This is a genomic window from Antrihabitans auranticaus (genome assembly GCF_016481275.1).
GTDB lineage: Bacteria > Actinomycetota > Actinomycetes > Mycobacteriales > Mycobacteriaceae > Antrihabitans.
On record NZ_JAEMNW010000002.1, the window covers coordinates 567,035 to 588,390 of the forward strand.

Genomic DNA, 21,356 nt, shown 5'->3' on the forward strand with positions numbered 1-21,356 from the left:
TCTGGCGAGTGACAGCACGGCCCCTGGCGTACGGCTAGTGCCCGATGACGACGACTCGCCACAGTTGCGTGTCGTTGTCCTGACCCGGGCGTGTAACGCAGCCGAAGTCCTTTTCCGCATATTCGTGCGCATCGAGAAGGCGTCCACTGGAAGCCTGCGTAATTGTGTAGAGCCCGTTGCCGACCGAACTCACTTGCCACATCTGGGTTGCGTTGTTCTGCTCGGGACGCGTGACGGTCTGGTAATCACGATCGGAGATTTCGTGCGCGTCCAGGTACAGGCCGTTGCTCATTTGCTGGATTGTGCCGGTGCTGGTTCCACTTTCGTCCCAGGTGATTCGCCATTGCTGGCTGGGATCACCTTGATTCGGCCGCGTCACGACGCCGTTGTCGTGCGATCCGTCGTTCCATGCATCCAGGTATCGTCCGCTGGAAAGCTGCTGAATTGTCACGACGTCGGGCGGAATTGCTGCATGTGCGCTGCCTGGTGCGAACAGCATTGCGGTAAGAGCGAAAATCGCAAGGAAAAACAGAGCAGTTATCCGTTCGGCGGTGTGCCGGGAAATTTTACCTGCTGTGCGTGGAGTCATATCGTGTTTCTCCTGACCGATTATGGACCAACGCTGCGCGCTTCGTCCGTTGCATAAGCATCGGGCATTGCCGGCATTCCGGAATAGAAACCCAAGGGTGGTCAAGAAATCCCCCGGGGTTCGAATTGCCCACCCCGGGCGCCATCGAGCGCACGCGGGTGCGTACGCCGCCGGACGCCGAAACGAACTACTGTTGGTCGCGTGACGGCTATCACCAAGGGTGGAAATGTCGGTTTGCCGGCGAGTGCAGGCAGAGTGCGAGTCGAGGTGAGTTGGTCCGGGGGACCGGGTCTCGACGCCGCGGCCCTACTCCTCGCAGCCAACGGTAAGGTGCGGTCCGACGCGGACATGGTGTTCTACAACCAGCCCAACTCCACGGAGGGCACGGTTCGCCACCTGGGCAAACAAGGCAACCGTGACGCTCTGGCTGTGGATCTGGCAGGTATGCCCGCGATCATCGAGACTGTCGCGGTGACCGCCTCGGCGGAAGGCGCGCCGTTCAGTCAGGTCTCCGGTCTCTCGGTACGCGTCGTCGACGACGGGAGCGGCGCCGAGTTGGCCCGTTTCGACGTTCCTCCCGCCGCTACAGAGACTGCGTTCGTGCTCGGCGAGCTCTATAAGCGCGGCGGTGCATGGAAGTTCCGAGCGGTTGGGCAGGGCTGGGCATCGGGATTGGCCGGTTTGGCTACCGATTACGGGATCTCCGTCGACGACTCGCCCGCCCCTGCGGCACCGGCGCAGGCGGCTCCCGTGCCCGCAGCGCCGGTCCAGGCGCCTGCGCGGCCCGCCGGCGGATCGATCAGCATGAGCAAGGGCGTGCGACTGCAGAAGCAGTTGCAGAATCAGCCGCCCGCGATGATCAACATGGTCAAGAAGGCCGGGGTCTCGCTGGAGAAGAAGGGGTTGTCCGAGCACCGTGCACGCGTCGCGCTGTGCCTGGACATCTCGGCTTCGATGACGAGCCTGTACCGGTCCGGCAAGGTGCAGCAGTTGTGTGAGCGTGTGCTCGGCCTCGCTGTCCAGTTCGACGACGACGGCGCCTGCGACGTATTCACCTTCGGCACAGGCGGATACGAAGAAGGGCCGCTGGACCTCCGCAACTACCAGGGTTGGATTCAGCAGTTGCTCGGTCGGCGGCCGCTCGAGGGCGGCACCAACTACAACCGCGCGATGGAGGCGGTCCGCCGGTTCTACTTTCCCGATTCCGGTGGGGGACCGCGCAACTCGCCGCGGTCGGACAATCTCCCGGTGTACGTCATGTTCGTCACCGACGGCCAGACGACCGATCAGAACGGCACGCGCAATCAGGTGATGTGGTCGTCTTACGAGCCATTGTTCTGGCAGTTCATGGCGCTGGGGCAGTCCACCAAGAACGTCATCCCAGACCCGTCCTACGACGAAACCAAACACGCCTTCACCCAACCGCCGCAGGGCTATGCACAGCAGCCGCCGGGCTACCCGTCCCAGCAACCGCCGCCCCAGCAACCGCCGCGCCGGCGAGGACTGTTCGGCGGCGGTGGAGGTGGCGGCGGTGGCGGGTTCGCCGCGCGGCTCGCGGCTATGGCGACCGGGGACTTCAAGTTCCTCGAGGAGCTCGACGACATGCAGGGCCGTTTCCTCGACAACGCCGATTTCTTCAGCGTCGCCGACCCTGCGTCGTTGCCGGACGGTCAGCTCTACGACCTGATGATGGACGAGTACCCGGGCTGGGTCGCTCAGGCAAAGCAGCGCGGATTGTTGCCGCCAGGCTGAGGCTCAGCGCGGTCGCCACCGCTTCCAGTGCGCGGTCGCAGCCGCGCGGGTCTTGCCGTCCCACCTGACCTCGACGTCGACCGTCATCGCCGGTTCGCTGATGTCCGTCACGACTGCCCGCAGTTCGACCGGTTCGCGAAGTGGGCACGGCCGGAGGTATTTCACGTCGAGCCCGGCGGTCACGTAGGCCAGCGCCGCACCGGGCAGAGGTGGCCAGTTGTTGCGCTCAGCCTCGAGTAGTACGGCTGCGGCACTGTGGCAGTCCATGATCGTGCAGATGATCCCGCCGTTCAGGTAGCCGATGCCGTTGTCATGCTCCGGCCACGGCATAAAGGTGCCTGTGACGGCGTCCCCGCCGGCAAAACTGCGGAGCCGCAACCCCTTCGGGTTAGCGTGTCCGCAGCCGAAACACGTCATATCGGGGTACAGGCGTTCCTGAATGCTCAGCTCGTTCATCGATTCTGCCTCTCTGCCCAGCGTTGGGCCCATGCTTCGAGCGGTGGCCACGCCTCGAGAAGGTTCCGGCCTTCGTCTGTCAGTCTGTAACCGGGCGCACCGCTGTCGTCGACGATGTCGGCGTCACGCAGCTCCCGAAGCCGTGTGTTGAGCACACTCGGTGACATGCCATCGCAGCGCTCCTGTAGTTGCCGGAAAGTCAGCGGTTCGTCGCGCAATTCCCAGATCACGCGCAGCATCCAGCGTCGGCTCAGGAGGTCGAGCAACGCCATGATCGGGGCGCCGGTTGCGGACCCGCGGACCGGCTGGCCCGGGCGTGGTGATCCAGACATGACGCGACCGTACTCGGTCAGTGTTCGCGGTGTTTCAGCGCTTCCAATCCGCGTACCGAAAGGTCGGGCCACGGTGGCCGGCGCAACATCGTGAGGGTGGCTATTACGGCGGACGCAAGTCCGACCGTGACGCCCAGGATGCTGATTCGAGTGACGTCGACCGCTGGTTCCCACGTCACTGCGCCGTCGCGGACGACGAAAACACCGACGGCGCGCACCGCAGTTTCGCTGCGAACTTTTGCGACGGTGATGATCGTCGTGCCATCCACGGTCTCGTACGGCTCGCCGAAGACTCGCGGCGAAGCCGTCGCCTGCGCGGTGATTTCTCGAAGATTCATGACGTCTCCTGTCGGGTCACCGAATCGATCATCCACCAGCCAGGGCGAGCCCACCTCGAATCCGGGGAAGCGGGCGTCATAGAAGTTGGCAATTTACTAGACTGACGTGTCAGTCCCTGGCTAGAGTGCACCTTGTATCCGAACGAGCGCGATCAGACACGATGAGGTGGGCGATGGTTGCCACTGTGCAGTTGCATGGCAAAGGCGGGCTGGATGTTCGGATCGCCAATACGGTTCTGCGGTGGACGGGCCGCCCGGCACTCGGCTTGTTGTCGGAGCTTGCGTTCATCGTGCACCGGTTGGCGCCACGCTTCATTCCGCGCCTGTCGTTCCGATTCACGGACTGGATCGGCATGTTCCTTCCCAATGTCCGCGGAACCAGCGTGCGACGGACGAGCCTGGATTCGTGTCATGCGGAGTGGATAGAAAGCGATGACGGCGCCGGAGGTGAACCCACGATCCTGTACCTGCACGGGGGTGCGTTCATAGCGTGCGGCCTGCGCACACATCGCCGGCTGGTGAGCCGGATTACTTTGGCAGTCAAGGGCTGTGCGCTGGCTGTCGACTATCGGATGTTGCCGCGATGGACCGTCGACGACGCGGTCGCCGACGGACTCGACGCCTACCGCCGCCTTCTCGATCGAGGTATCGACCCCGGCCGTATCATCGTCGCGGGCGACTCGGCGGGTGCCTTCCTGAGCGCATCGCTGATCGATCGCATTGGGCTGGAGGGCCTTCCGCCGCCGGCCGGGATGGTCTTCATTTCCGGCATCACGACCTTCGACAACGTCGATCGTGCGCTGTACGCCGGTCGGACTCGCGACTCCCTTTTCCCCGCAAGGTCTTTCGCCTGCGCCGCAGAAGTGCTCGCGTCACAGGGTGGTAGGCGTGCGTTACCGAAATCGCTTGTCGACCTCGACCTCGCACAGTTCCCGCCGGTGTTGATTCAGGTCGGGTCCGAAGAGATCTTTCTGGACGAGTGCAGAGTGTTCGCCGGTGCACTCGCAGCGGCCGGTGTTCCTGTGACGCTCCAGATTTGGAATCGGGCACCACATGTGTTCCAGGTCGGCGCGGACGTCCTACCCGAGGCCAAGCAGGCGATCGCCGAGATCGCCACCTTCATCGCGCTCGCTGCCGACACCGAACGATCGAAGGCAGCGTGAGCTGATGCAGGGCAATCCGATCAGACGAGTGGTGTCAGGTCGCCGGCAGGCGGTCCGATCGGTCGGTCGCCTCGAAGGGTGATGCGGTGCATGACGCGCCGCTGTGTGCCGTAGTCACGGTTTGCGTAGTGGGCGGTACTCCTGTTGTCCCACAACACCAGATCTCCGAGCTGCCAGCGGTGGCGCACGATGTGTTCGGGCTTGGTCAAGTGGGCATAGAGCAGGTCGAGGATTCCCCGGCTCTCGGCTTCGGAGACACCGACGATGTGTGACGTAAAGCCTGGGTTGACGAACAACCCTTTGCGCCCGGTCTCAGGGTGCACCCGGACCACTGGGTGCTCGACGGGAACGAGCGCGGTCACCTGCTCGCCCTCCCAGACGTTGCCCTTCCCGCCGCGTCGCTGTGCAAGGTAGTAGCCGAACTCGCGGTTACCGTCGTGCACCGCTGTCAGCTGGTCGACGAGATGTCGGACAGGTGCGGACAGCGAGTCGTACGCCAATTGCGAATCCGCCCAATTGGTGTCACCGCCGTTGGGTGGAAGAACGACAGGGCGCAGGATCGAACCCAGTGGTGGACGCGGCATGAAAGTGACGTCGGTGTGCCAGACGTCGGCGAACCCGTTGTCCTGACTGTCGAGTGCGAACACTTCGTCCGGAACGTTGCCGCTGTCGTGCACAGGGTGGCCGGTGGTCAATTCGCCGAAGCGCCTGCCGAAGTCGATATGTGTCGCGTCGTCGATGAACTGGTCACGCAGAAACAGCACCTTGTACTCGACGAGGGCCGAACGCAGTTGGGTCAGCTCCGTATCGGACGCAGTCGCAACGTCGATCCCGCTTACCTCGGCGGCGAAGTTCGGCCCCAGGGGAGTCAGCTGCAGTTGCAATCGAGCGGCATCGAGAAATGTAGTCATGAGTGCAGACTTTCGAACGGGTCCGCCACGACGCGGACGAGATTGTGCGACACATGTGCAATTGCCTGGGGGCGAGGCCAAGGTCAGCAACAACAGAAGTCGGCATCGAGACGACACAGGTCGACGGTCAACCGCCGAACAAGCTGGGTCGTACGCATGCCTAGGTTGTACCGCATCGCCGGAATTCTCCTCAACTCTGCGGGAATTACCGAGTGCACAGTTTTACTGGCAGATCTCGTAGATTCGGCCAACAAAACTATGCACTCGATGGCCGCTCGACGGGGCCCGTCGGTTTCGCGAGCATGCACCAGCGGGTACTCGTCGGCGACAGCCGATACAGAGGAGATCCCGTGAAGTACGAACTGAGCCCCGACGCGACCAAAGATCTGGACGACCAGCTCGAAAAGTCCGACGAGGACTCGAAGGATAACGACCCCGTAAAACAGACGCTGGACGTTCCGAAGGGCGGCGACGCCGAAGACGCTGCCGAGAAGGTTCAGAAGCAGTACGAGGACAAGTCTGGTCTGAAGCTGGACAGTGACGTGGCCGACGACATCGTCGAGGAGACTCGAAAGAACTCGAAGGACGAATCCAGCGATGACAAGTCGGGCAAGGACGAGTCGAACGCCGACGAGTCCGGCAAGGGGGAAACCAGTGCCGACGAGTCCGCCAAAGACGACTCCAGTAGCGACGACTCCGCCAAGGACGATTCGAGCAAAGACGATTCGAGCAAGAAGGACGACTCCAGCAAGGACGATTAGAGCAAGAAAGACGACTAGCCCCGACTCCCCGCCTCACGAGGCCGGTTGCCGGACTGTCCGGACGCCCACTGAGGGCGCGTAGGTGTCCTTGATCGCGACCGTGCGGAACGTCCTCGTTGCGGCGACCTGGAGGACTGCTTGCGCGACAACGGAATCAAGACGTTGATCAGCACTGGACGGTGACCGATACGAACGCGGCACCCAGATAGGCGCCGAAAGTCTTGGTGGAAGCGTGTTTTGTGGTGCGAATCCGCAACCACGGTGCGGCCTGCGTGCGAAGCTATGCGGTAAAGGACTCATCCGTTTCGTCCAGGAGCGCGCAATGACTCAAATTGTCCGTGGAGCGGCAGTGCAGGCATCGTCGGTCACGCTCGATCCGGCAGCGACCACGGACAAAGCGTGTGAACTGATTCGAGAAGCCGGTCGCAATTCTGCTGACGTTGTGGTGTTTTCCGAGTGTTTCATTCCCGCTTATCCGAGTTGGTTCCAATTCTTACCGCCCGTGTCTCCGGAGCTGACCGACCTCAATGTGCGGTTGTTCAATAATTCGATCGACGTGCCTGGGCCCGAAACGGCCAAGCTCAGTGAAGCGGCGCGAAATGCCGACTGCTACGTAGTTATCGGAGTGTGTGAGCGTTCGCAGACGAACTCTGGTTCGTTGTTCAACACTCAGTTGTTCTTCGGCCCAGATGGCAGGCTCCTTGGTAAGCATCAGAAGCTGACGCCGACGGGCTACGAACGAATGGTCCACTGGGGTGGCTGGGGTGACACCCTGACAGTGATCGACACCCCGTTCGGCCCGCTGAGCGCATTGGCATGCTCGGAGAACTCCAACCCCCTGGCCGGTTTCGATGTGGTGTCACGTGGCCCTCGGGTCCATGCCATGAGTTGGCCCCCACATTTCATAATGTCGGCCGAGGGAGCGCCTCCGTTGGCTGACATTTCACTCCTGACAGCAAGGCATTTCGCGTTGTTGTCGAAGGCATTCGTCATCAGCGCGTGCGGTGTGATCGATCGACCGTTCTACAAGGAACTCGCGGGTTTGGCGGGAAACCCCGAGGCTGACTTGACGGCCGGCATAACCGATGGCGGGGCGGTAATTGTATCGCCGGGATCGGAAGTCATCGCCGGCCAGTTGGGTGCTGGTGTCGAGGGAATCATCTACGCGGATATGGACCTGGACGTCTGGGTCAAAATGAAGCTGCTGCAAGACTTCGCGGGCCACTACAACCGTCCCGATGTGTTCACGCTCGAAGTCAATCGCCACCCAAGTCACTACGAAGCGCCCAAGACGGTGTGATCCACCGAGTTCGCGGTCGGCCCATGTCGCTTCACACATGAGTTGTTAGCGCGCCGACTTGCGCGACAGGCCTGCGCGAGAACGGGAATCACGCCGTTCTTCCGCACCGCACGCTGACCGGCGCCCGGTGCGAGTCCGCGAGATACTCGAACAAGAAGGGGCGAATGGACACGTAGAGGAGACCGGTGTGGCGACTTCGGTAGCACAGGCGACTGTCAGCGATGTGCTGGCGGAATTGGCTGCCTTGGAAGATCCGAAGATCCTTGCGGTGAACGAGCGCCACGGAGACGACCACGCAGTGAATCTCACCAAACTGCGCGCAGTAGCCAAGAAGCTCAAAACCCAACACGACCTCGCCGGTGAGCTGTGGGGGACTGGCGACACTGCCGCCCGCCTCGTCGCGATACTGATCTGCCGCCCGAAGGCGTTTGTCACGTCGGAGTTGGACGCCATGCTGCGTGATGCGCGCGTCCCGAAGGTGCACGGCTGGCTCGTCAGCTACGTCGTGAAGAAGAGCCCACATGCCGAAGAACTTCGCAGCGCCTGGTTTGCCGACTCCGACCCCGTCGTGGCCAGCGCGGGGTGGGTGCTGACCACCGAACGCGTCGCGAAGTCACCCGACGGACTGGACCTACCAGGACTGCTCGACCTGGTCGAGGCGCACATGAAGGACGCTCCAGAACGTCTCCAGTGGGCAATGAACGAATGCCTCGCGACGATCGGTATTCACCACGCCGAGTACCGAGCCCGCGCGATCGGCATCGGTGAAAGTCTCGAAGTTCTCAAGGATTACCCGACGCCACCCGGTTGCACGTCACCGTTCGCGCCGATCTGGATCAACGAAATCGTCCGCCGCCGAGCATAGGTGCGCGAACAAGAAAAGCACCCCCGAGGGGGTGCTTTCTCGAACTCTGGTGCGCGATACTGGGATTGAACCAGTGACCTCTTCCGTGTCAGGGAAGCGCTCTCCCGCTGAGCTAATCGCGCGAGGTGGAGACGGGAATCGAACCCGTGTGCACGGCTTTGCAGGCCGTTGCCTCACCACTCGGCCACTCCACCGAACTTAAGGTCGAGTCCAACCTCGAGCGGATGACGGGATTCGAACCCGCGACCCCAACCTTGGCAAGGTTGTGCGCTACCAGCTGCGCCACATCCGCATTTGCGTCCCCGGCTGCCTTTTTCCGCCTCCGGGGTGCGAGAGGAAACATTAGCCCACAGACCACAGAAGTCACAAATCCGCTGCATACGCGCCAATTCCTCCCGTACAGCCTCGAATGGGGCACACGAAGGGGGAGTGGGGATTCGGTAGGCCTGAGTGGCTCGTGTTAAAGTTCCTCCTCGTCCGGTGGGGGCATCTTCACCCGTCCGGTCCCGTGGCTCAGTGGAAGAGCGTCCGCTTCACACGCGGAAGGTCGCTGGTTCGAACCCAGCCGGGACCACCAGCAATTTCCGCAGATCATCCCGCCCCAGACCGGGCAAGTCGGGTCATTTCAGACAATTTTCTCCGCATTTCTTCGGAGCAGTCGTCACTGCTGTGCGCGCGGACCGTGTGGCACCATTCTTCCGACGGATGTCGTCGATGGGCGACGCCAGTCATGCCGCGCTCCCGTGCTGATTCACGCCGGGACTGTTGGAGGCATCATGCGCACTGGGGCCGGGTGGGCAAATCGCAAAGTGTCGCGCTGGGGAACGATCGTTGCGATCGCTCCGATTGTCTCGAGCCTCGCGATCGGCTGTAGTTCCGACACAACCGAATCCGACGGTTCGAGCAGCGAAGGCGACGTCCGGGCGGCATTCGACACCTGGATCGAAAGCGTGCAGAGCGGTGACCTGGACAGGTTCAAGTCGGTCGTGTGCGCCGACACCTTCGAGAAGGGCTACGCGGAGACGTCGGGTCCCGAGTTCGAGTCGTCCGCACGAGATGCCGTGGACGTCGCGGGTCTCTATGTCGTCGACTGGTACGACACCGTCACCGTGAACGGCGACACCGCGGAAGTCACCGTGACTGGACACAGAGAAGGCCTGCGTGAGCAAAGCGAATCGATCGACGAGGAGCGGAAGACTGCAGGCCTAGTCGTCGAGGACGGCGCGTGGAAAGTCTGCTCGGAACCGCAGGACGATGCCGCGACGATGCGTAGACGTGAACTCGCAGCGGCGAAGTCCGATGTGCAGGACGCCGTCGAAGCTTTCTACGCCGGCATTGCCTCCGGCTCGGTGTCGGACGTCGGTGCCGCGTCGTGCGCGACTCTCGAGCGAATCATTCGCACTCAGAACTACACGGTCGCGGAACTGGCGGCCGACCTCGGCGAGAATCTGGTTTCCTTCGACGACACGGTGGTGAACGGCGATACGGCAAAGGTCCATGTGACCGCCGAGACGGCCGACGAGTTGTTCTCGCTGGTGTACGCGCTGGAGAACAATGGGACTTGGCTGGTGTGCAGCCCAGGACTGCTGGCATCGACCACGAAGACCGAGCGATGAGCGGCCGACGCTTCACTGGCACTGCGGCGGCAAGTCTGGCGTCGGCTCTCGCGTTGGCGTTGGCGTTGGGCGGATGTTCGGACAACGAGGCGGCCGAACCGACCGCCGACAACAACGAAGCATTCAGCGTTGCGGGCCTGCCCGTAACGGACGGGCCGACGGGGTCGCGGGAGGGCGTTGCGGACGCGGAGCGCCCTGTCGAGAACCTATCGGACGACGAGGTCGATCGGCTCGTCGTAAACGCAATCGCCGACGTCGAGGACTACTGGCGCGACGAGTACTCGGCTGTCTTTCACGAGCCGTTCGTTCCTGTCGAGAAGTTCACGTCCTGGGACTCGACCCAGTCGAGCACCGCGTCGTTCTGCGGTACCTCCGGCAGCGGATATTACAACGCGGCCTTTTGCCGTTCGGGCGGTATCGGTTGGGACCGCGGCGGTCTCATGCCCGACTTGATCGACGCGTATGGCCCGATCGCACCGATCGTCGTGCTCGCCCATGAGTACGGCCACGCTGTCCAGTTCGCGTCGGGCATCGTGAACGTCACGACGCCGACGATTGTGCGCGAGCAGCAGGCAGACTGTTTCGCGGGCGCTTTCTTGCGGCATATCGCCGAGGGCAGTGCCGAACATTTCACGATGAACACCTCCGACGGGCTCAACAACGCTTTGGCGACGATCGAGGCTATTCGCGATCCGGTTTATGACGCGGAGACGTCGGCATACGGCGAACGGGGCCAGCACGGCAGTGCCTTCGAGCGTGTCTCGGCGACCCAGGCGGGGTTCACGGACGGTGCCGTTGCGTGCACGCGAATCACCGAAGACGAAATCCGTGCGCGTCGTGGCGATCTACCCCAATTTTCGACCACAGATACGGTTTCCGGCGATGTCTCGGTGACAGAAGAGTCTGTCGAGGCGAACATCGCGCTCCTGCAAGAGTTTTTCACGTTGCAGGAAATGCCGGAGGTGGAGTATTCGGCACAGGCTGCGGAATGTGACGGTGCAACACTGGCGAAACCCGTCGCATACTGCCCGGCGACCAACACCATGACGATCGATGTCGAAGAACTTGCCGAGCGTGCGAAGCAGGGCAAGAAACGCGTCGGGGAACTCAGCGGACCGGATGCCGGCGACTTCAACGCGTACATTCTCCTGGCGTCCAGGTACGCGCTCGCTGCCATGAACGAACGAGACGTACCGCTGACCGGTCCTCAGGCGGCACTGCGGGCAACGTGCAACGCCGGTGCGTGGACCGGTTATCTCGCACTCGGAACTGGCGACGTCACGCTGGCCGCGGGCGATCTGGACGAAGCCGTGAACGGCCTGCTGACCGACGGCTTGGTGGCGAGCGATGTCGAAAGTGAGACGGCGCCCAGCGGGTTCGCGCGAGTGGAGGCGCTGCGCACCGGAGTACTCGGCGACATAACCGAATGCGACACGCGATACGCCTGATTCGCTCGGGGCGTGATGCGCAGACTCACACGAGGCAGGGAACCTGATGACTCAGCCGAATGGTCCAGAACCCACCGGGACACCCGCGGACCCGACGGCCGCTGTGCGCGTCGGGCGCCGCAAAGTGCTGGCGATACTCGCCACCGTCGTCGTTGTGATTCTGGCAGTTGCGATTGTGGGAGCGCTGCTGGTCGGCTCGAGCGACGACAGGCCGAGCGCAGACAGCGCGATTCGCGAAACTGTCGATGATTTCTACACTTTCGTGCAGGACGGTGACCTCGACAAGACCAAAAGTGTTGTGTGCCAACAGGTTGTCGACATTCGCTACCGGGAGATCACAGCACCGCAATTCGCCGCCCGCGAAAAGCTCGCGGTAACCGAAGAAGGTCGGTTCGTCGTCGAAAGTTACGACGAGCCGAATATCTCCGGTGACCGTGCGACGGTGACGTTCACGGGGCGTCGTTCGGGCGGCGCCGGCGACGAAATCGGAACCGAACGCTTCACGATCGGCCTGCGCAATACCGACGATCGATGGCAAGTCTGCAAGTTCCCCGAGCCCGATGAGGAGACTCGGCAAAAGATGCAACTGGCGGACGACAAAGCCGAGGTCCGAGCAGCGCTTGATCAGTACTACGAAGTGGCAAACGAAGGAAAGCAGCGAGACGTCGTCTTCGCAGTGTGCGTCGAGTTGCAATCGGCCTTGCTCTCGCTCTCACCGGAGGAATGGGCAGAGATGGTCGATCCCCAGAACGTCGCGACGATCGAATCCATCGATGACATTCAGTTCGTCGGCGAATCGGCAAAAGTGACTTTGACGGAGAAGACAGCGAGCGGGTCGACGGTCGTGCTGTGGACCGTCAATCGCGAACTGTCGTTGTGGAAGCCCTGCAAGATTCAGGTCGTCGAAGGCTAGGCAGTCCAGTCGATGCGTCCCTTTTGCGAGTTTCCTCCGCTGTGCTGTTTTCGCAGTTCGGGGCAGGAAACTGCGGCCCATTAGCCGCCTTCCCACCGCCCGGGGACCTTGCCAACTCTGCGATCGGTCGTACGTTGGAAGTATGAACCCGATAAAAACGACCCCGATTAAGACAACGTTGTTCGGTGCTGTCGCGGGCGCAGCGTTGCTGATGGCTCCCGGTACCGCCTCTGCGGCACCGACGGACACGTTCGCGCCGTTGTTGTACTCGACATGTAGCTTCGGTCAGGTGGATGCCGCGCTGCACGTTCAGGCGCCTCAGATTGCGGCGCAGCTGGACGGAATGCCGGAACAGAAGGCGCAGTTGCAGTCCCTCTACAACTTGCCCGTCGATCAGCGGCAGGCTGCTGTCGACGCGTACTTCGCCAACAACCCCGACCTCGCAGCGCGTGCGGAACGGCTGTCGAACAGTGCTGACGGCGCTCAGGCCGCCGCGATCGTTCAGCAGGTTGCCGATACCTGCCACAGCTACTGATTGGACCTGCTGAAGCCCGGGAGGCGCCCGGACCGATCATCGGCAATACAAAGGACTTTCGACTCTGAATCTGCGGAGTTCGAGCGATAGGATCTGCCCATCAGAAGGTTATGACCCGAGATGGAGTGGTGCGCGATGGATTCGTTCTTGGACTTCCTGTGGGTCATCATTGTCGGCTTCTTCTTTATCGCCTATTTGATGGTCATGTTCTCGATCATCGGCGATCTCTTCCGGGACCGCAGTTCGTCGGGTGGGATGAAGGCCGTGTGGATTTTCTGCCTGATCCTTTTCCCGTTCATCACCGCACTTGTGTACATGGTCGTCAAGGGCAGCGGGATGGCGGAACGCCAGCATGCTGCAGTGGCGAATGCAGTCGAGCGGCAAGAGGCCTATATCAGGCAGGTGGCAGGCAAGTCCGCGGCCGCGCAAATCACGGAAGCCAAGGAGCTACTCGATCAGGGCGCTATCACGGAAGCAGAATTTGCAACCCTCAAGGCCAAAGCGCTGGCCTAGAGTATTCGGCGCTCGAACGCGCGAATGTCGTTGGCGTTCTTGCTCTTCGAGTCGGAAACCACGGAACCGTGGTCGACCGCGTCGGTTGTTCTGTTCGACCGCCAGTCGTAGATCACACACGTTCGTGTCATGAGGTCCTGAATCGAACGGTTGGTCCGGCTGATGGCAACCCAGAGTAGCCCGATCGGGAGGGCCGAGTAGAGCACAGCACGCACCAGCGAGCGAAAGAAATGTAGTTTTCTGCCCTTCGAGTCGACCACTCGCAGACCGAGCAGCGCGTTGCCATACGTTCGGCCGGTCGTAGACCAGCAAAACGTGAGATACGTGGTGAGGATGACGAATCCGAGAAACGGAGCGCTGCGGCCGAGGCGTTCGGGCCAGTGGAACGAGCTTGGATCGATCAGAAACGACGATGCCGCGATGCCGCCGTAGATTCCTCCGATGACGACGAGCACGACGAGCAGGTCGATCGACGCAGCGGCCACCCGAGTGACCACGCCCGCTCTCCGGCCGTGATGGGTCTGCGCCGAAGCGGGAATTCCGGGCGGCGGCAAGAAGCCCGTCATGGTCGCGGGATCTCCGTGATTGCGACCGTGTTGCGTCCGTTTCGTCGGAGCAGAAGCCGATCTACGACTCGGCCGACTTTGTCGTCGGCATAGATGCCCTGCAGCCGAACACCTATGACGGATTCCGACGCAACGGTGCTGCTGGATTCCCTGATGATCAGCGGCAAGTCGATGTCGTCGATGACCTTGTGTGCAATGCCCGCGAGGTCGGTGCGTTCCAGGAGCGCCGAGACGGCATCAGGCACAAGCGCGTCGGCCAGGTCGGACACCTTGCGCTCGAGGTCGTGGCGCGCGACGGCCCCCCGATCCGCCAACTTTTCGATGGCGGTTTGCGGCCACAATCGCCGGGGGAGTAGCGGCGGTCGCAAAGCGACACCGACGATCGGTCGCACGAAAGCGACTGAGGCATCTGTCGCGCGGCCCGCGATTCGTGCAGCGCCGACTGCGATTCCGAGCGGCGCATCGATCAGGTATGTGAGCGCATCACCGCGCGCGTGCGTGTCGTCGGTGGGATTCGACACGACTCACCTCCAGGGCTTTGGGTGTCACTCGCCGCGAGATCAGAGTAGCGCCGCACCGGCACAGTCGGCATCGCCCAATCGATGTCTACGTTCAGTCGGTAGCAGCGGCCGCGCGAGTGAGGCCCTTACGGTCGTAGTACCTGGTCACGATCAGCCCCAGGACGACGCCGAGCAGGAGCCCGACAACAGTCATCACGAGTGCCCTGCCGAGGCCGGCCGCCGACCGTGCGTCGAAGTAGATGATCGAGCTGACACCGAGGAAAACTTGGCGCATCGGCTCGAAATACGCCAACCAGCTGTAGATTCGCGGCGCCGCCTCGAGCGGAATTGTTCCGCCCGACGACGGCAGATCGAGAATTACGAAGAAGATGAGGTTGATCAACATTCCGATGCCTCCGAATGCCGCCATCACCGACATTGCCGAGATGCCGACCGCGGAGATCGTGAGAACGCCATACAGATACAGCGCGAACGCGTGCGGTATCGACATCCCCAGTGCGGAACACACGCCGATGTAGAGTCCGGATATCGCGGTCGCCATGAGGACAATGCAGCCCCATTTGACCAGCAAAGTCTGGAAGCGAGACAGTCCCGTTCGGGCGCGACTCGTGTACTTCGGACCGATCTCCGACGGCGAGAAGCCGAGCAGACCGTCGACGAGCGAGTTGATGATGGTTGCGCCCGTGAAGCCCGCCAGAATAAGCAACAGCGCGTAATAGAACGCGGAAAGCCCGAATCCTGTGCCGGCGGGCAGCGGCTCGAATTGCACCGTGGACACCGAGATCGGCTGCGCCAATACATAACTGGCCGGGCCTGAAAGTGGCGGTGCCCCAGCGCTTGCCAGTTGCTCGCTCGTCATGGTGGTGAGCTGCTTGGCGAGATTCGTGTTGGCGATCTCGAGCGCGGGTTGCGTGATGCCTTCGACGAGCGCTACCGGGATGCCGCCTGCTCGCGGATTTGTGTAGACGGTGATCGTCGGCCGCGTGATGGTGGTGCCTTCGGCGGCGGCCTTGGCGAGTTCCAGTGTTGCGGTAGTGAAGTTGGCCGGTATGACGATAGCGCCGTAGATCTTCCCGTCGCTCATCTTCGTCTGTGCAGTTGCCCAATCCATCGACTCGAGTTTGACCTCGGATTTGGGCACCTTGTCGAGCAGGGCCGTGCTGATCTGCTCGCCGAGGTTCTCGTTCTGCGGAGTCGGTGAACCCGGCGCCGGGAGCGTCGCACCGGTGTCTTCGTTCACGACTGCGATCGGGAAGTTACGGACGTTGTCTTGTGGATTGAGGATCCCGCCCATGTACAGCCAGGCGAGCAGCCCCATCACGATGCCGACCAGGATTACCGGAGCCAGCCAGAATTTCGGCGAACGCAGAACGTTCTCTTCGGCTGCAATAGAGGTTTCGCTAGTGCTCACGACCATCCCATCACCGCGGAGCGTGGCGCACCGCGAATCGACGACTCAACGTGACAACACTCCTCGAGAATTTGCCAATTCCGTTCGCCGACAAACTCGGTGAGTGCGGTCATCCTATCGAGCCGGCCCGTCTGGGTAGGCGTTTCGAAGGGTAGCCACGGTAACAATTTTCGGAACAGGGTGCTTCCGCTGTGTTGCGCCCGCGTCGATTCGCCGCGTGCGAAGTGTCGGCACGAACACATTCGGAGTGTCGGCGACGAGACGGACGGTTCCACGTCCAGGCCGAACAATGGTTTCAGCAACGAAAAGCCAACCTGGAAAGGGAAATTGAATGTTCGGAATGAAGAAGATCGGAATGACCTTGGCGCTCGCAGCAGGCATCGGCGGTGCCGTCCTCGCGGCGCCGGCAGCCAATGCATCCCCGGTGCATGGTGGTTCGGACGTCGCACAGAGCTCGGGCTGCTACTTCAACTACCAGTGGTACGACATCTGCCCGACCAACCGGATCGACCGTGACGACCGTGATCGCCGTGACCGTCGCCGCGATCGCGACCACCACGAGGATCACGGCAACAATCACTGACGTGTTGCCGGATTGCGGGCACGATTCGCGGCGCCTACGCAGAAGTAGTTGCGACATTGTGTGTAGGCGTCGCGCTCGCGTGGAAACCCAACAGATGAGCGAGAGTAGGAATGGTCGTCACAATGGCATCGGCGTGTACAGATTGCCGATGCGATCCAGGCGTCCCGACGTCGTCCCAGAGGACACTTTCGACTATGCGAGAAAGGTGGAAATCTGCGGATCCGGCGGACAGCTGGACGATGCTCCGCCGGACCTCGAGGAGGCGCTCAGCGCGATGTCCGAGAAGTACGACGAGCGAACCGCTCGCCGACTGGAGCGATTCGCTCGTCTTCCGGACGGATCGTTCGTGTGGACGAAGTCGGATGGCTGGTACTTCCTCGGCCGCATCGACGGACCGTGGCGCTACGACGACAGCGCGCCTGCCCTGCGCGTCGATCTCGTTCACGTTCGACCGTGTAGCTGGGTCGCGGATGCACTGCCCGAGCCGGCTGTGCCATCCGCCGTCGTGGCGACGTTCGCGCGCGGAGGTCGCAACTTCCAGGAGATTCACCACACCGACGTCTTGAACCACACGCGCCGACTGTGGCGATCACGGTGATTCAGGCCGTGGGCCAACCCGTGTACGCCTCCGCGAGGTAGCGCGAGCCTGCTTCCGAGCCGACGACGGACCGGAGTTCGCCGAGTTGCCGCTGAATGTCGAACGGACTGGCATCGGCGTCGGCGTGCAGCATGGTCGTCATCCAGTAGGAGAAGTGCTGGGCCTTCCACACTCGATCGAGCGCGCGTGGCGTGTACTGGTCCAGCGCGTCGGTGTCGTTCTTGAGGACCGCCCGTTCCAGTACCTCGGTCAGCACGCGGACATCTGCCAGTGCGAGATTCAAGCCCTTCGCGCCGGTCGGCGGGACGGTGTGTGCCGCGTCGCCCGCGAGCAACATATTGCCGTAACGCATCGGCTCCTGGACGAAGCTGCGGAACGGGAGAACGGTCTTCTCCATGATCGCGCCTTCTTTCAGGGCGAAGCCGTCATCGCCGGCGAGCCGCGACTGCAGCTCGTCCCAAATCTGCTCGTCGGACCAATCGTCGACGTTCTCTGTCGAGGCGCATTGGAAGTACATCCGCTGCACCGACTCCGTGCGCTGACTGATGAGCGCAAACCCCCGGTCGGACCGTGTGTAGATCAGTTCGGGCGCACTCATCGGAGCCTGCGCGAGGATCCCGAACCACGCGAACGGGTATTCGCGGAAAAATTGGCGCCGCTGGGCTTGCGGGATTTCCTTCCGGCACACACTGTGCGAGCCATCCGCTCCGATGAGGTATTCGCAGCGAATCTCCTGCGCCTGGCCGGCCGCGTCGGTGAATCGAATGCCGGGCTGGGAACCGGTGACATCGACAACCGTCGTATCGCTGACCCCGAACCGGACGTCGCCGCCGTCGCGTTCGCGCGCGGTAGCCAGGTCGATGAAGACGTCGGTCTGCGGGTAGAGCCAGGTGGAAGCGCCGACCAGGCCCTGGAAATCGATGCGATGACTGACGCCGTCGAAACGCAGGTCGATTCCCTTGTGCTCGTGGCCGTCGGTGAGCACGCGGTTCGAGACGCCGCTGTCGACGAGCATTCGCACGCTGTCGCGCTCGAGAATGCCGGCGCGATGGGTTTCCTCGATCTCCCGACGCGTGCGGCGGTCGATCGCGACCGATTCGATGCCCGACAGGGCGAGCAGGTGCGAGAGCATCAGACCGGCTGGGCCGGCGCCGACTATGCCGACTGTCGTGCGGGTGATCGTGGGTCGAGCCATGACGCTGGTCCTTTGTGTCAGTCGACGTCAGCGAGAACAGCTGCGGCGATGGAGAATCCGTGGTTGGCGGCAGGCACGCCGCAGTAGATTGCGCTCTGCAGGATGACTTCGCCGATCTCGTCGGCGGTCATGCCGTTGCGGCGGGCAGCGCGAACGTGCATCTCGAACTCCGACCAATGCCCTTGCGCGAGCAGCGCGGTGAGGGTGATCGCACTTCGAGTGCGCCGATCCAGTCCGGGCCGGGTCCAGATCTCGCCCCACGCATATCGCGTGATGAAGGACTGGAAGTCGTTCGTGAACGCGGTCTTTGCAGCATCTGCTCTGTCGACGTGTGCGTCGCCGAGTACTTCGCGCCGGGTCTTCATGCCGGCGCCGTACGTGTCGGTCATCGTGATTCCTTCTCCAGGGTTGCGGTGAGCCTGTCGAGAACACGATCGGTGAACGCGCCGGCCGAGCCGAGGTAGGTCGACGGCTCGCCCCCCGAACCTCGTTCGGCGAGTAGGTCGTCCGCGGCTTCAGCGACGTGGTGTGCCATGGCGTCGACGTCGACTTCGAGTCCTGCGATCAGCTCTGCCGATTGGGCGGCGGCTGTTACGGTCAGTTCGAGCAACGTGCGGAGTGCATTCCATTCGGAATGCCATGCTCCGTCCGGCCTTTCGTCCACTGCCTGCGCGGCTGCAAGGTGCAACTGTGCGCCGAGCAGCGGCGCTTGCAATGCGGCGCTGCGCATCAGGACCGACAGAACGGGATTTCGCTTGTGCGGCATCGTCGACGAACCGCCTCGGCCCTCGACAGCACCCTCCCGAACCTCCGCGATCTCGGGACGGGACAGCACCAAGACGTCGGCTGCGATGACGCCGAGTGCGTCACACACCGTCACCAGTGCGTGGCCGAGTCGGGTGACCGCGGTGCGGGTCGTGTGCCAGGGCACTCCGGGATCGGCGAGTTCCAAGGCCCGCGCGAACGCCGCGACCGCGGCCGAGGGGTCGTCGGTCAGCTCGTTTGTCAGCGCGAGAGTTCCGGCAGCACCACCGCACTGGACAGGCAGTCCGGTCAGGCTGTCGGTCGCCAGTTCGAGCGCGTCGAGCACCCCCGCCAGCCACTGTGCGGCCTTCAGTCCGAATGTGATGGGAACGGCGTATTGCGTCAACGTCCGGCCGGGCATGACGGAGTCGCCGTGTTCGCGAGCCAGGTGTCCGAGGGTCTGCGCCGTCGTTACGAGGTCTGTTCGGATGCGTCGCAACGCATCTCGGGCGACAAGAATCAACGCCGTATCGAGAACGTCCTGGCTCGTGAGCCCGCGGTGTACCAGTGCGCGAGCCGCTGGGTCGGCGACGGCCGACCGCAACGCCCGCACCAGCGGCACCACGGGGTTACCTGCCGCTTCCGTTTCGGTGATGAGCGCGGCGAGGTCGGGGCGCCAATCGACGACGGCCTTGGCGATCGCCTCCGACTGGGCCGCGGTTGCGGCACCGACCTCCGAAAGTGCGACGGCCCAGGCAACTTCGACCCGAAGCAGCGCGGTGACCACGGCCTCGTCGTCGACTAGCGACCCAGCCCTGTGGCTTCCCGGGGTGAGCAGGTTCATGTCAGCGCTCGTGCCGTGGGTAGGTGAGAAACACCGTCTCGTCGTCGCCCTGCAGGTGGATGTCGAAGCGTAGGTTGCCGTTTTTCGTGCGCACGGCGACAAGACCGTTGCGGCGGTCCGAATCGAGTTCGGCAAGTAGGGGATCCGACGCTAGGGCAGCGTCGTCGCTCGGTACGTACGCACGAGTGAACAGGCGATTCAGAAGCCCGCGCGCGAAGATCACTACGGAGAAGAACGGTGCCGCGCCGTCTCGCGCCGGACCCGGCTCGATCGTCGTGAACGAATACTCGCCGGCGGAGTCGACCGATGTTCTTCCCCATCCGGTGAAGGCTGTGCCGTCGCGCCGCAGTGATCCGGCGACCTCCGGAACCCGGCCATCCGGTCCGGCTTGCCGAATCTCGAGCAGAGCATCCGGAACGGGCTGACCCTCGCCGTCGAATACGGTGCCGTGCAGTCGAATTGCCTTCGGGTGCGACGGCAGCACGAGCTCGTTGTCGCGCTCGTAGGGCAGTGCGTAACCATAGAACGGGCCGATTGTCTGGCCTGGTGTCGCGACGAGGTCATTCATCGTCGTCCTCGCTTTCCATTGCGGTGCGGTGGCTTCCGGTCAGCACGATGTCCCAGCGGTAGCCGAGCAGCCATTCGTGCTCGGACACGTCGTGCGCGTACTTCGCGACGAGCCGGTCACGCGCGTTCTGATCGGTGATCGCCTGGTAGATCGGATCCAGGGCAAACAGCGGATCGGACGGAAAGTACATCTGGGTGATCATGCGCTGGGTGAAATCCGTGCCGAAGAGCGAGAAGTGAATGTGTGCGGGGCGCCACGCATTGCGGTGGTTGCGCCAGGGGTACGGCCCCGGCTTGATCGTGACGAACGAATACCCGCCGTTGCTGTCGGTGAGGCAACGGCCGACTCCGGTGAAGTTCGGATCGATCGGCGCCGGGTGCTGATCGCGTTTGTGGATGTAGCGGCCCGCCGCGTTTGCCTGCCAGATCTCGACCAGTTGGTTACGCACCGGGCGGCCGTCCCCGTCGAGAACGCGCCCGGAAACCCGGATGCGCTCGCCGATGGGCTCGCCGCCGTGCTGGACCGTGAGGTCGGCTTCGAGTGGATCGATGTCGGTGTGCCCGAACACCGGCGCAAACAACTCGGCGCCTTCGGGGTCGGCGTGGCGCAGGTCCTTTGTCGGGTGGCGAAGCACCGAGCTCCGGTAGGCGGGGAAGGCGAGCTGCGGCTGAGTCTCGGCCGCTGCGGCACGAGCGTGCGCGAACGCGATTTCCGCATCGATATCGGATTGGGACGAAAGTGGCGCGGTCTGCGCTATCGGTGGAGCGGTCATGACTGGAACCGTACGAATGTGGGCGCTGTCACGCCAGGCTAGACTTTCACTGAGTGAAAGCT

At 62.8% G+C, this 21,356-nt stretch carries 25 protein-coding genes and 4 tRNA genes; 13 read left to right on the forward strand and 16 right to left on the reverse strand.

The window, feature by feature from the left end:
* Window positions 1-34: 34 nt before the first annotated feature.
* Window positions 35-589 carry an RICIN domain-containing protein gene (locus JGU72_RS10575; RefSeq protein WP_199683867.1) on the reverse strand — a complete coding sequence of 185 codons (555 nt, stop codon included), beginning with the start codon at window positions 587-589 and terminating at the stop codon, window positions 35-37.
* 201 nt (window positions 590-790) lie between these two features.
* On the opposite strand from JGU72_RS10575, the gene JGU72_RS10580 reads away from it, so the two are divergent.
* Complete coding sequence (locus tag JGU72_RS10580; RefSeq protein ID WP_199683868.1) at window positions 791-2,341, forward strand: VWA domain-containing protein; 1,551 nt, start codon at window positions 791-793, stop codon at window positions 2,339-2,341.
* Between the two features lie 3 nt (window positions 2,342-2,344).
* On the opposite strand, the gene JGU72_RS10585 is transcribed toward JGU72_RS10580, so the two are convergent.
* Genes JGU72_RS10585 through JGU72_RS10595 form a run of 3 tightly spaced genes read right to left on the reverse strand, consistent with a single transcriptional unit; the run spans window position 2,345 to window position 3,467 of the window.
* Entirely contained in the window at window positions 2,345-2,797 is a 453-nt protein-coding gene (locus tag JGU72_RS10585; RefSeq protein WP_199683869.1) for a PaaI family thioesterase, read from the reverse strand.
* Window positions 2,794-3,129, reverse strand: coding sequence for a winged helix-turn-helix transcriptional regulator (locus JGU72_RS10590; RefSeq protein WP_199683871.1), 336 nt, complete (start codon window positions 3,127-3,129; stop codon window positions 2,794-2,796). Before JGU72_RS10590 ends, JGU72_RS10585 begins: the two co-directional genes overlap by 4 nt.
* A 17-nt stretch (window positions 3,130-3,146) precedes the next feature.
* Window positions 3,147-3,467 carry a hypothetical protein gene (locus tag JGU72_RS10595; protein ID WP_199683873.1) on the reverse strand — a complete coding sequence of 107 codons (321 nt, stop codon included), beginning with the start codon at window positions 3,465-3,467 and terminating at the stop codon, window positions 3,147-3,149.
* 173 nt (window positions 3,468-3,640) lie between these two features.
* Here JGU72_RS10595 and JGU72_RS10600 point away from each other — a divergent pair, with 173 nt between their 5' ends.
* The gene (locus tag JGU72_RS10600) at window positions 3,641-4,630 is read left to right on the forward strand and encodes an alpha/beta hydrolase (RefSeq protein WP_199683875.1); all 990 of its coding nucleotides are present in this window, start codon (window positions 3,641-3,643) and stop codon (window positions 4,628-4,630) included.
* Between the two features lie 20 nt (window positions 4,631-4,650).
* On the opposite strand, the gene JGU72_RS10605 is transcribed toward JGU72_RS10600, so the two are convergent.
* Window positions 4,651-5,541: a TauD/TfdA dioxygenase family protein gene (locus JGU72_RS10605; protein ID WP_199683877.1), complete on the reverse strand. Its 891-nt coding sequence runs from the start codon at window positions 5,539-5,541 to the stop codon at window positions 4,651-4,653.
* A gap of 350 nt (window positions 5,542-5,891) precedes the next feature.
* Between JGU72_RS10605 and JGU72_RS10610 the strand changes: the two genes are divergently transcribed.
* The 3 genes from JGU72_RS10610 (at window position 5,892) to JGU72_RS10620 (ending at window position 8,467) form a co-directional block, all read left to right on the forward strand.
* The gene (locus JGU72_RS10610; protein ID WP_199683879.1) at window positions 5,892-6,302 is read left to right on the forward strand and encodes a hypothetical protein; all 411 of its coding nucleotides are present in this window, start codon (window positions 5,892-5,894) and stop codon (window positions 6,300-6,302) included.
* Window positions 6,303-6,624: 322 nt separating this feature from the next.
* Window positions 6,625-7,602 (forward strand): carbon-nitrogen hydrolase family protein, encoded by a 978-nt coding sequence (locus tag JGU72_RS10615; RefSeq protein WP_199683881.1) that lies wholly within the window; start codon window positions 6,625-6,627, stop codon window positions 7,600-7,602.
* Between the two features lie 187 nt (window positions 7,603-7,789).
* Window positions 7,790-8,467 (forward strand): DNA alkylation repair protein, encoded by a 678-nt coding sequence (locus tag JGU72_RS10620; RefSeq protein ID WP_199683883.1) that lies wholly within the window; start codon window positions 7,790-7,792, stop codon window positions 8,465-8,467.
* 47 nt (window positions 8,468-8,514) lie between these two features.
* Here JGU72_RS10620 and JGU72_RS10625 read toward each other — a convergent pair.
* The 3 genes from JGU72_RS10625 to JGU72_RS10635 form a co-directional block, all read right to left on the reverse strand.
* Window positions 8,515-8,589, reverse strand: a tRNA-Val gene (locus tag JGU72_RS10625).
* Window position 8,590: 1 nt separating this feature from the next.
* Window positions 8,591-8,661: transfer RNA gene (locus JGU72_RS10630), tRNA-Cys, on the reverse strand.
* Between the two features lie 25 nt (window positions 8,662-8,686).
* Window positions 8,687-8,759: transfer RNA gene (locus JGU72_RS10635), tRNA-Gly, on the reverse strand.
* A 210-nt stretch (window positions 8,760-8,969) separates the two neighbouring features.
* Between JGU72_RS10635 and JGU72_RS10640 the strand changes: the two genes are divergently transcribed.
* The 6 genes from JGU72_RS10640 to JGU72_RS10665 all read left to right on the forward strand — a co-directional run bounded on the left by JGU72_RS10640 (window position 8,970) and on the right by JGU72_RS10665 (window position 13,492).
* A tRNA-Val gene (locus JGU72_RS10640) sits at window positions 8,970-9,044 on the forward strand.
* A gap of 199 nt (window positions 9,045-9,243) precedes the next feature.
* On the forward strand, window positions 9,244-10,083 hold the full coding sequence (locus JGU72_RS10645) for an Rv0361 family membrane protein (RefSeq protein WP_199683885.1): 840 nt from the start codon (window positions 9,244-9,246) through the stop codon (window positions 10,081-10,083).
* Complete coding sequence (locus JGU72_RS10650; RefSeq protein ID WP_199683887.1) at window positions 10,080-11,531, forward strand: neutral zinc metallopeptidase; 1,452 nt, start codon at window positions 10,080-10,082, stop codon at window positions 11,529-11,531. Before JGU72_RS10645 ends, JGU72_RS10650 begins: the two co-directional genes overlap by 4 nt.
* A 46-nt stretch (window positions 11,532-11,577) precedes the next feature.
* Window positions 11,578-12,444 (forward strand): Rv0361 family membrane protein, encoded by an 867-nt coding sequence (locus JGU72_RS10655; RefSeq protein ID WP_199683888.1) that lies wholly within the window; start codon window positions 11,578-11,580, stop codon window positions 12,442-12,444.
* 142 nt (window positions 12,445-12,586) lie between these two features.
* Entirely contained in the window at window positions 12,587-12,979 is a 393-nt protein-coding gene (locus tag JGU72_RS10660) for a hemophore-related protein (RefSeq protein WP_199683889.1), read from the forward strand.
* A 135-nt stretch (window positions 12,980-13,114) separates the two neighbouring features.
* The gene (locus JGU72_RS10665; protein WP_199683890.1) at window positions 13,115-13,492 is read left to right on the forward strand and encodes an SHOCT domain-containing protein; all 378 of its coding nucleotides are present in this window, start codon (window positions 13,115-13,117) and stop codon (window positions 13,490-13,492) included.
* On the opposite strand, the gene JGU72_RS10670 is transcribed toward JGU72_RS10665, so the two are convergent.
* The 3 genes from JGU72_RS10670 to JGU72_RS10680 form a co-directional block, all read right to left on the reverse strand.
* Window positions 13,489-14,058 (reverse strand): RDD family protein, encoded by a 570-nt coding sequence (locus JGU72_RS10670; protein WP_199683891.1) that lies wholly within the window; start codon window positions 14,056-14,058, stop codon window positions 13,489-13,491. The genes JGU72_RS10665 and JGU72_RS10670 overlap by 4 nt on opposite strands.
* Complete coding sequence (locus JGU72_RS10675; RefSeq protein WP_199683892.1) at window positions 14,055-14,579, reverse strand: hypothetical protein; 525 nt, start codon at window positions 14,577-14,579, stop codon at window positions 14,055-14,057. The genes JGU72_RS10670 and JGU72_RS10675 overlap by 4 nt, the downstream gene beginning before the upstream one ends.
* A 91-nt stretch (window positions 14,580-14,670) precedes the next feature.
* Window positions 14,671-15,996 (reverse strand): YhgE/Pip domain-containing protein, encoded by a 1,326-nt coding sequence (locus tag JGU72_RS10680; RefSeq protein ID WP_199683893.1) that lies wholly within the window; start codon window positions 15,994-15,996, stop codon window positions 14,671-14,673.
* 334 nt (window positions 15,997-16,330) lie between these two features.
* On the opposite strand from JGU72_RS10680, the gene JGU72_RS10685 reads away from it, so the two are divergent.
* Both JGU72_RS10685 and JGU72_RS10690 read left to right on the forward strand, forming a co-directional pair.
* Entirely contained in the window at window positions 16,331-16,573 is a 243-nt protein-coding gene (locus JGU72_RS10685) for a hypothetical protein (protein WP_233531844.1), read from the forward strand.
* A 148-nt stretch (window positions 16,574-16,721) separates the two neighbouring features.
* The gene (locus tag JGU72_RS10690) at window positions 16,722-17,171 is read left to right on the forward strand and encodes a GAF domain-containing protein (protein WP_233531852.1); all 450 of its coding nucleotides are present in this window, start codon (window positions 16,722-16,724) and stop codon (window positions 17,169-17,171) included.
* A gap of 1 nt (window position 17,172) precedes the next feature.
* On the opposite strand, the gene JGU72_RS10695 is transcribed toward JGU72_RS10690, so the two are convergent.
* Genes JGU72_RS10695 through pcaH form a run of 5 tightly spaced genes read right to left on the reverse strand, consistent with a single transcriptional unit; the run spans window position 17,173 to window position 21,294 of the window.
* Window positions 17,173-18,366, reverse strand: coding sequence for a 4-hydroxybenzoate 3-monooxygenase (locus tag JGU72_RS10695; protein WP_199683896.1), 1,194 nt, complete (start codon window positions 18,364-18,366; stop codon window positions 17,173-17,175).
* 17 nt (window positions 18,367-18,383) lie between these two features.
* Window positions 18,384-18,755: a 4-carboxymuconolactone decarboxylase gene (gene pcaC / locus JGU72_RS10700; protein WP_199683897.1), complete on the reverse strand. Its 372-nt coding sequence runs from the start codon at window positions 18,753-18,755 to the stop codon at window positions 18,384-18,386.
* Window positions 18,752-19,954, reverse strand: coding sequence for a lyase family protein (locus JGU72_RS10705; RefSeq protein ID WP_199683898.1), 1,203 nt, complete (start codon window positions 19,952-19,954; stop codon window positions 18,752-18,754). Before JGU72_RS10705 ends, pcaC begins: the two co-directional genes overlap by 4 nt.
* A gap of 1 nt (window position 19,955) precedes the next feature.
* Complete coding sequence (pcaG, locus tag JGU72_RS10710; RefSeq protein WP_199683899.1) at window positions 19,956-20,522, reverse strand: protocatechuate 3,4-dioxygenase subunit alpha; 567 nt, start codon at window positions 20,520-20,522, stop codon at window positions 19,956-19,958.
* On the reverse strand, window positions 20,515-21,294 hold the full coding sequence (pcaH, locus tag JGU72_RS10715; protein WP_199683900.1) for a protocatechuate 3,4-dioxygenase subunit beta: 780 nt from the start codon (window positions 21,292-21,294) through the stop codon (window positions 20,515-20,517). Before pcaH ends, pcaG begins: the two co-directional genes overlap by 8 nt.
* Between the last annotated feature and the right edge of the window lie 62 nt (window positions 21,295-21,356).

Bases quoted from the DNA above. Each gene is read 5' to 3' on its own strand.
- JGU72_RS10575 (WP_199683867.1), bottom strand. From the start codon at position 589: ATGACTCCACGCACAGCAGGTAAAATTTCCCGGCACACCGCCGAACGG.
- JGU72_RS10585 (WP_199683869.1), bottom strand. From the start codon at position 2,797: ATGAACGAGCTGAGCATTCAGGAACGCCTGTACCCCGATATGACGTGT.
- JGU72_RS10590 (WP_199683871.1), bottom strand. From the start codon at position 3,129: ATGTCTGGATCACCACGCCCGGGCCAGCCGGTCCGCGGGTCCGCAACC.
- JGU72_RS10595 (WP_199683873.1), bottom strand. From the start codon at position 3,467: ATGAATCTTCGAGAAATCACCGCGCAGGCGACGGCTTCGCCGCGAGTC.
- JGU72_RS10600 (WP_199683875.1), top strand. From the start codon at position 3,641: ATGGTTGCCACTGTGCAGTTGCATGGCAAAGGCGGGCTGGATGTTCGG.
- JGU72_RS10605 (WP_199683877.1), bottom strand. From the start codon at position 5,541: ATGACTACATTTCTCGATGCCGCTCGATTGCAACTGCAGCTGACTCCC.
- JGU72_RS10615 (WP_199683881.1), top strand. From the start codon at position 6,625: ATGACTCAAATTGTCCGTGGAGCGGCAGTGCAGGCATCGTCGGTCACG.
- JGU72_RS10645 (WP_199683885.1), top strand. From the start codon at position 9,244: ATGCGCACTGGGGCCGGGTGGGCAAATCGCAAAGTGTCGCGCTGGGGA.
- JGU72_RS10650 (WP_199683887.1), top strand. From the start codon at position 10,080: ATGAGCGGCCGACGCTTCACTGGCACTGCGGCGGCAAGTCTGGCGTCG.
- JGU72_RS10655 (WP_199683888.1), top strand. From the start codon at position 11,578: ATGACTCAGCCGAATGGTCCAGAACCCACCGGGACACCCGCGGACCCG.
- JGU72_RS10660 (WP_199683889.1), top strand. From the start codon at position 12,587: ATGAACCCGATAAAAACGACCCCGATTAAGACAACGTTGTTCGGTGCT.
- JGU72_RS10665 (WP_199683890.1), top strand. From the start codon at position 13,115: ATGGATTCGTTCTTGGACTTCCTGTGGGTCATCATTGTCGGCTTCTTC.
- JGU72_RS10670 (WP_199683891.1), bottom strand. From the start codon at position 14,058: ATGACGGGCTTCTTGCCGCCGCCCGGAATTCCCGCTTCGGCGCAGACC.
- JGU72_RS10680 (WP_199683893.1), bottom strand. From the start codon at position 15,996: ATGGTCGTGAGCACTAGCGAAACCTCTATTGCAGCCGAAGAGAACGTT.
- JGU72_RS10685 (WP_233531844.1), top strand. From the start codon at position 16,331: ATGAAGAAGATCGGAATGACCTTGGCGCTCGCAGCAGGCATCGGCGGT.
- JGU72_RS10690 (WP_233531852.1), top strand. From the start codon at position 16,722: ATGCGATCCAGGCGTCCCGACGTCGTCCCAGAGGACACTTTCGACTAT.
- JGU72_RS10695 (WP_199683896.1), bottom strand. From the start codon at position 18,366: ATGGCTCGACCCACGATCACCCGCACGACAGTCGGCATAGTCGGCGCC.
- pcaC (WP_199683897.1), bottom strand. From the start codon at position 18,755: ATGACCGACACGTACGGCGCCGGCATGAAGACCCGGCGCGAAGTACTC.
- JGU72_RS10705 (WP_199683898.1), bottom strand. From the start codon at position 19,954: ATGAACCTGCTCACCCCGGGAAGCCACAGGGCTGGGTCGCTAGTCGAC.
- pcaG (WP_199683899.1), bottom strand. From the start codon at position 20,522: ATGAATGACCTCGTCGCGACACCAGGCCAGACAATCGGCCCGTTCTAT.
- pcaH (WP_199683900.1), bottom strand. From the start codon at position 21,294: ATGACCGCTCCACCGATAGCGCAGACCGCGCCACTTTCGTCCCAATCC.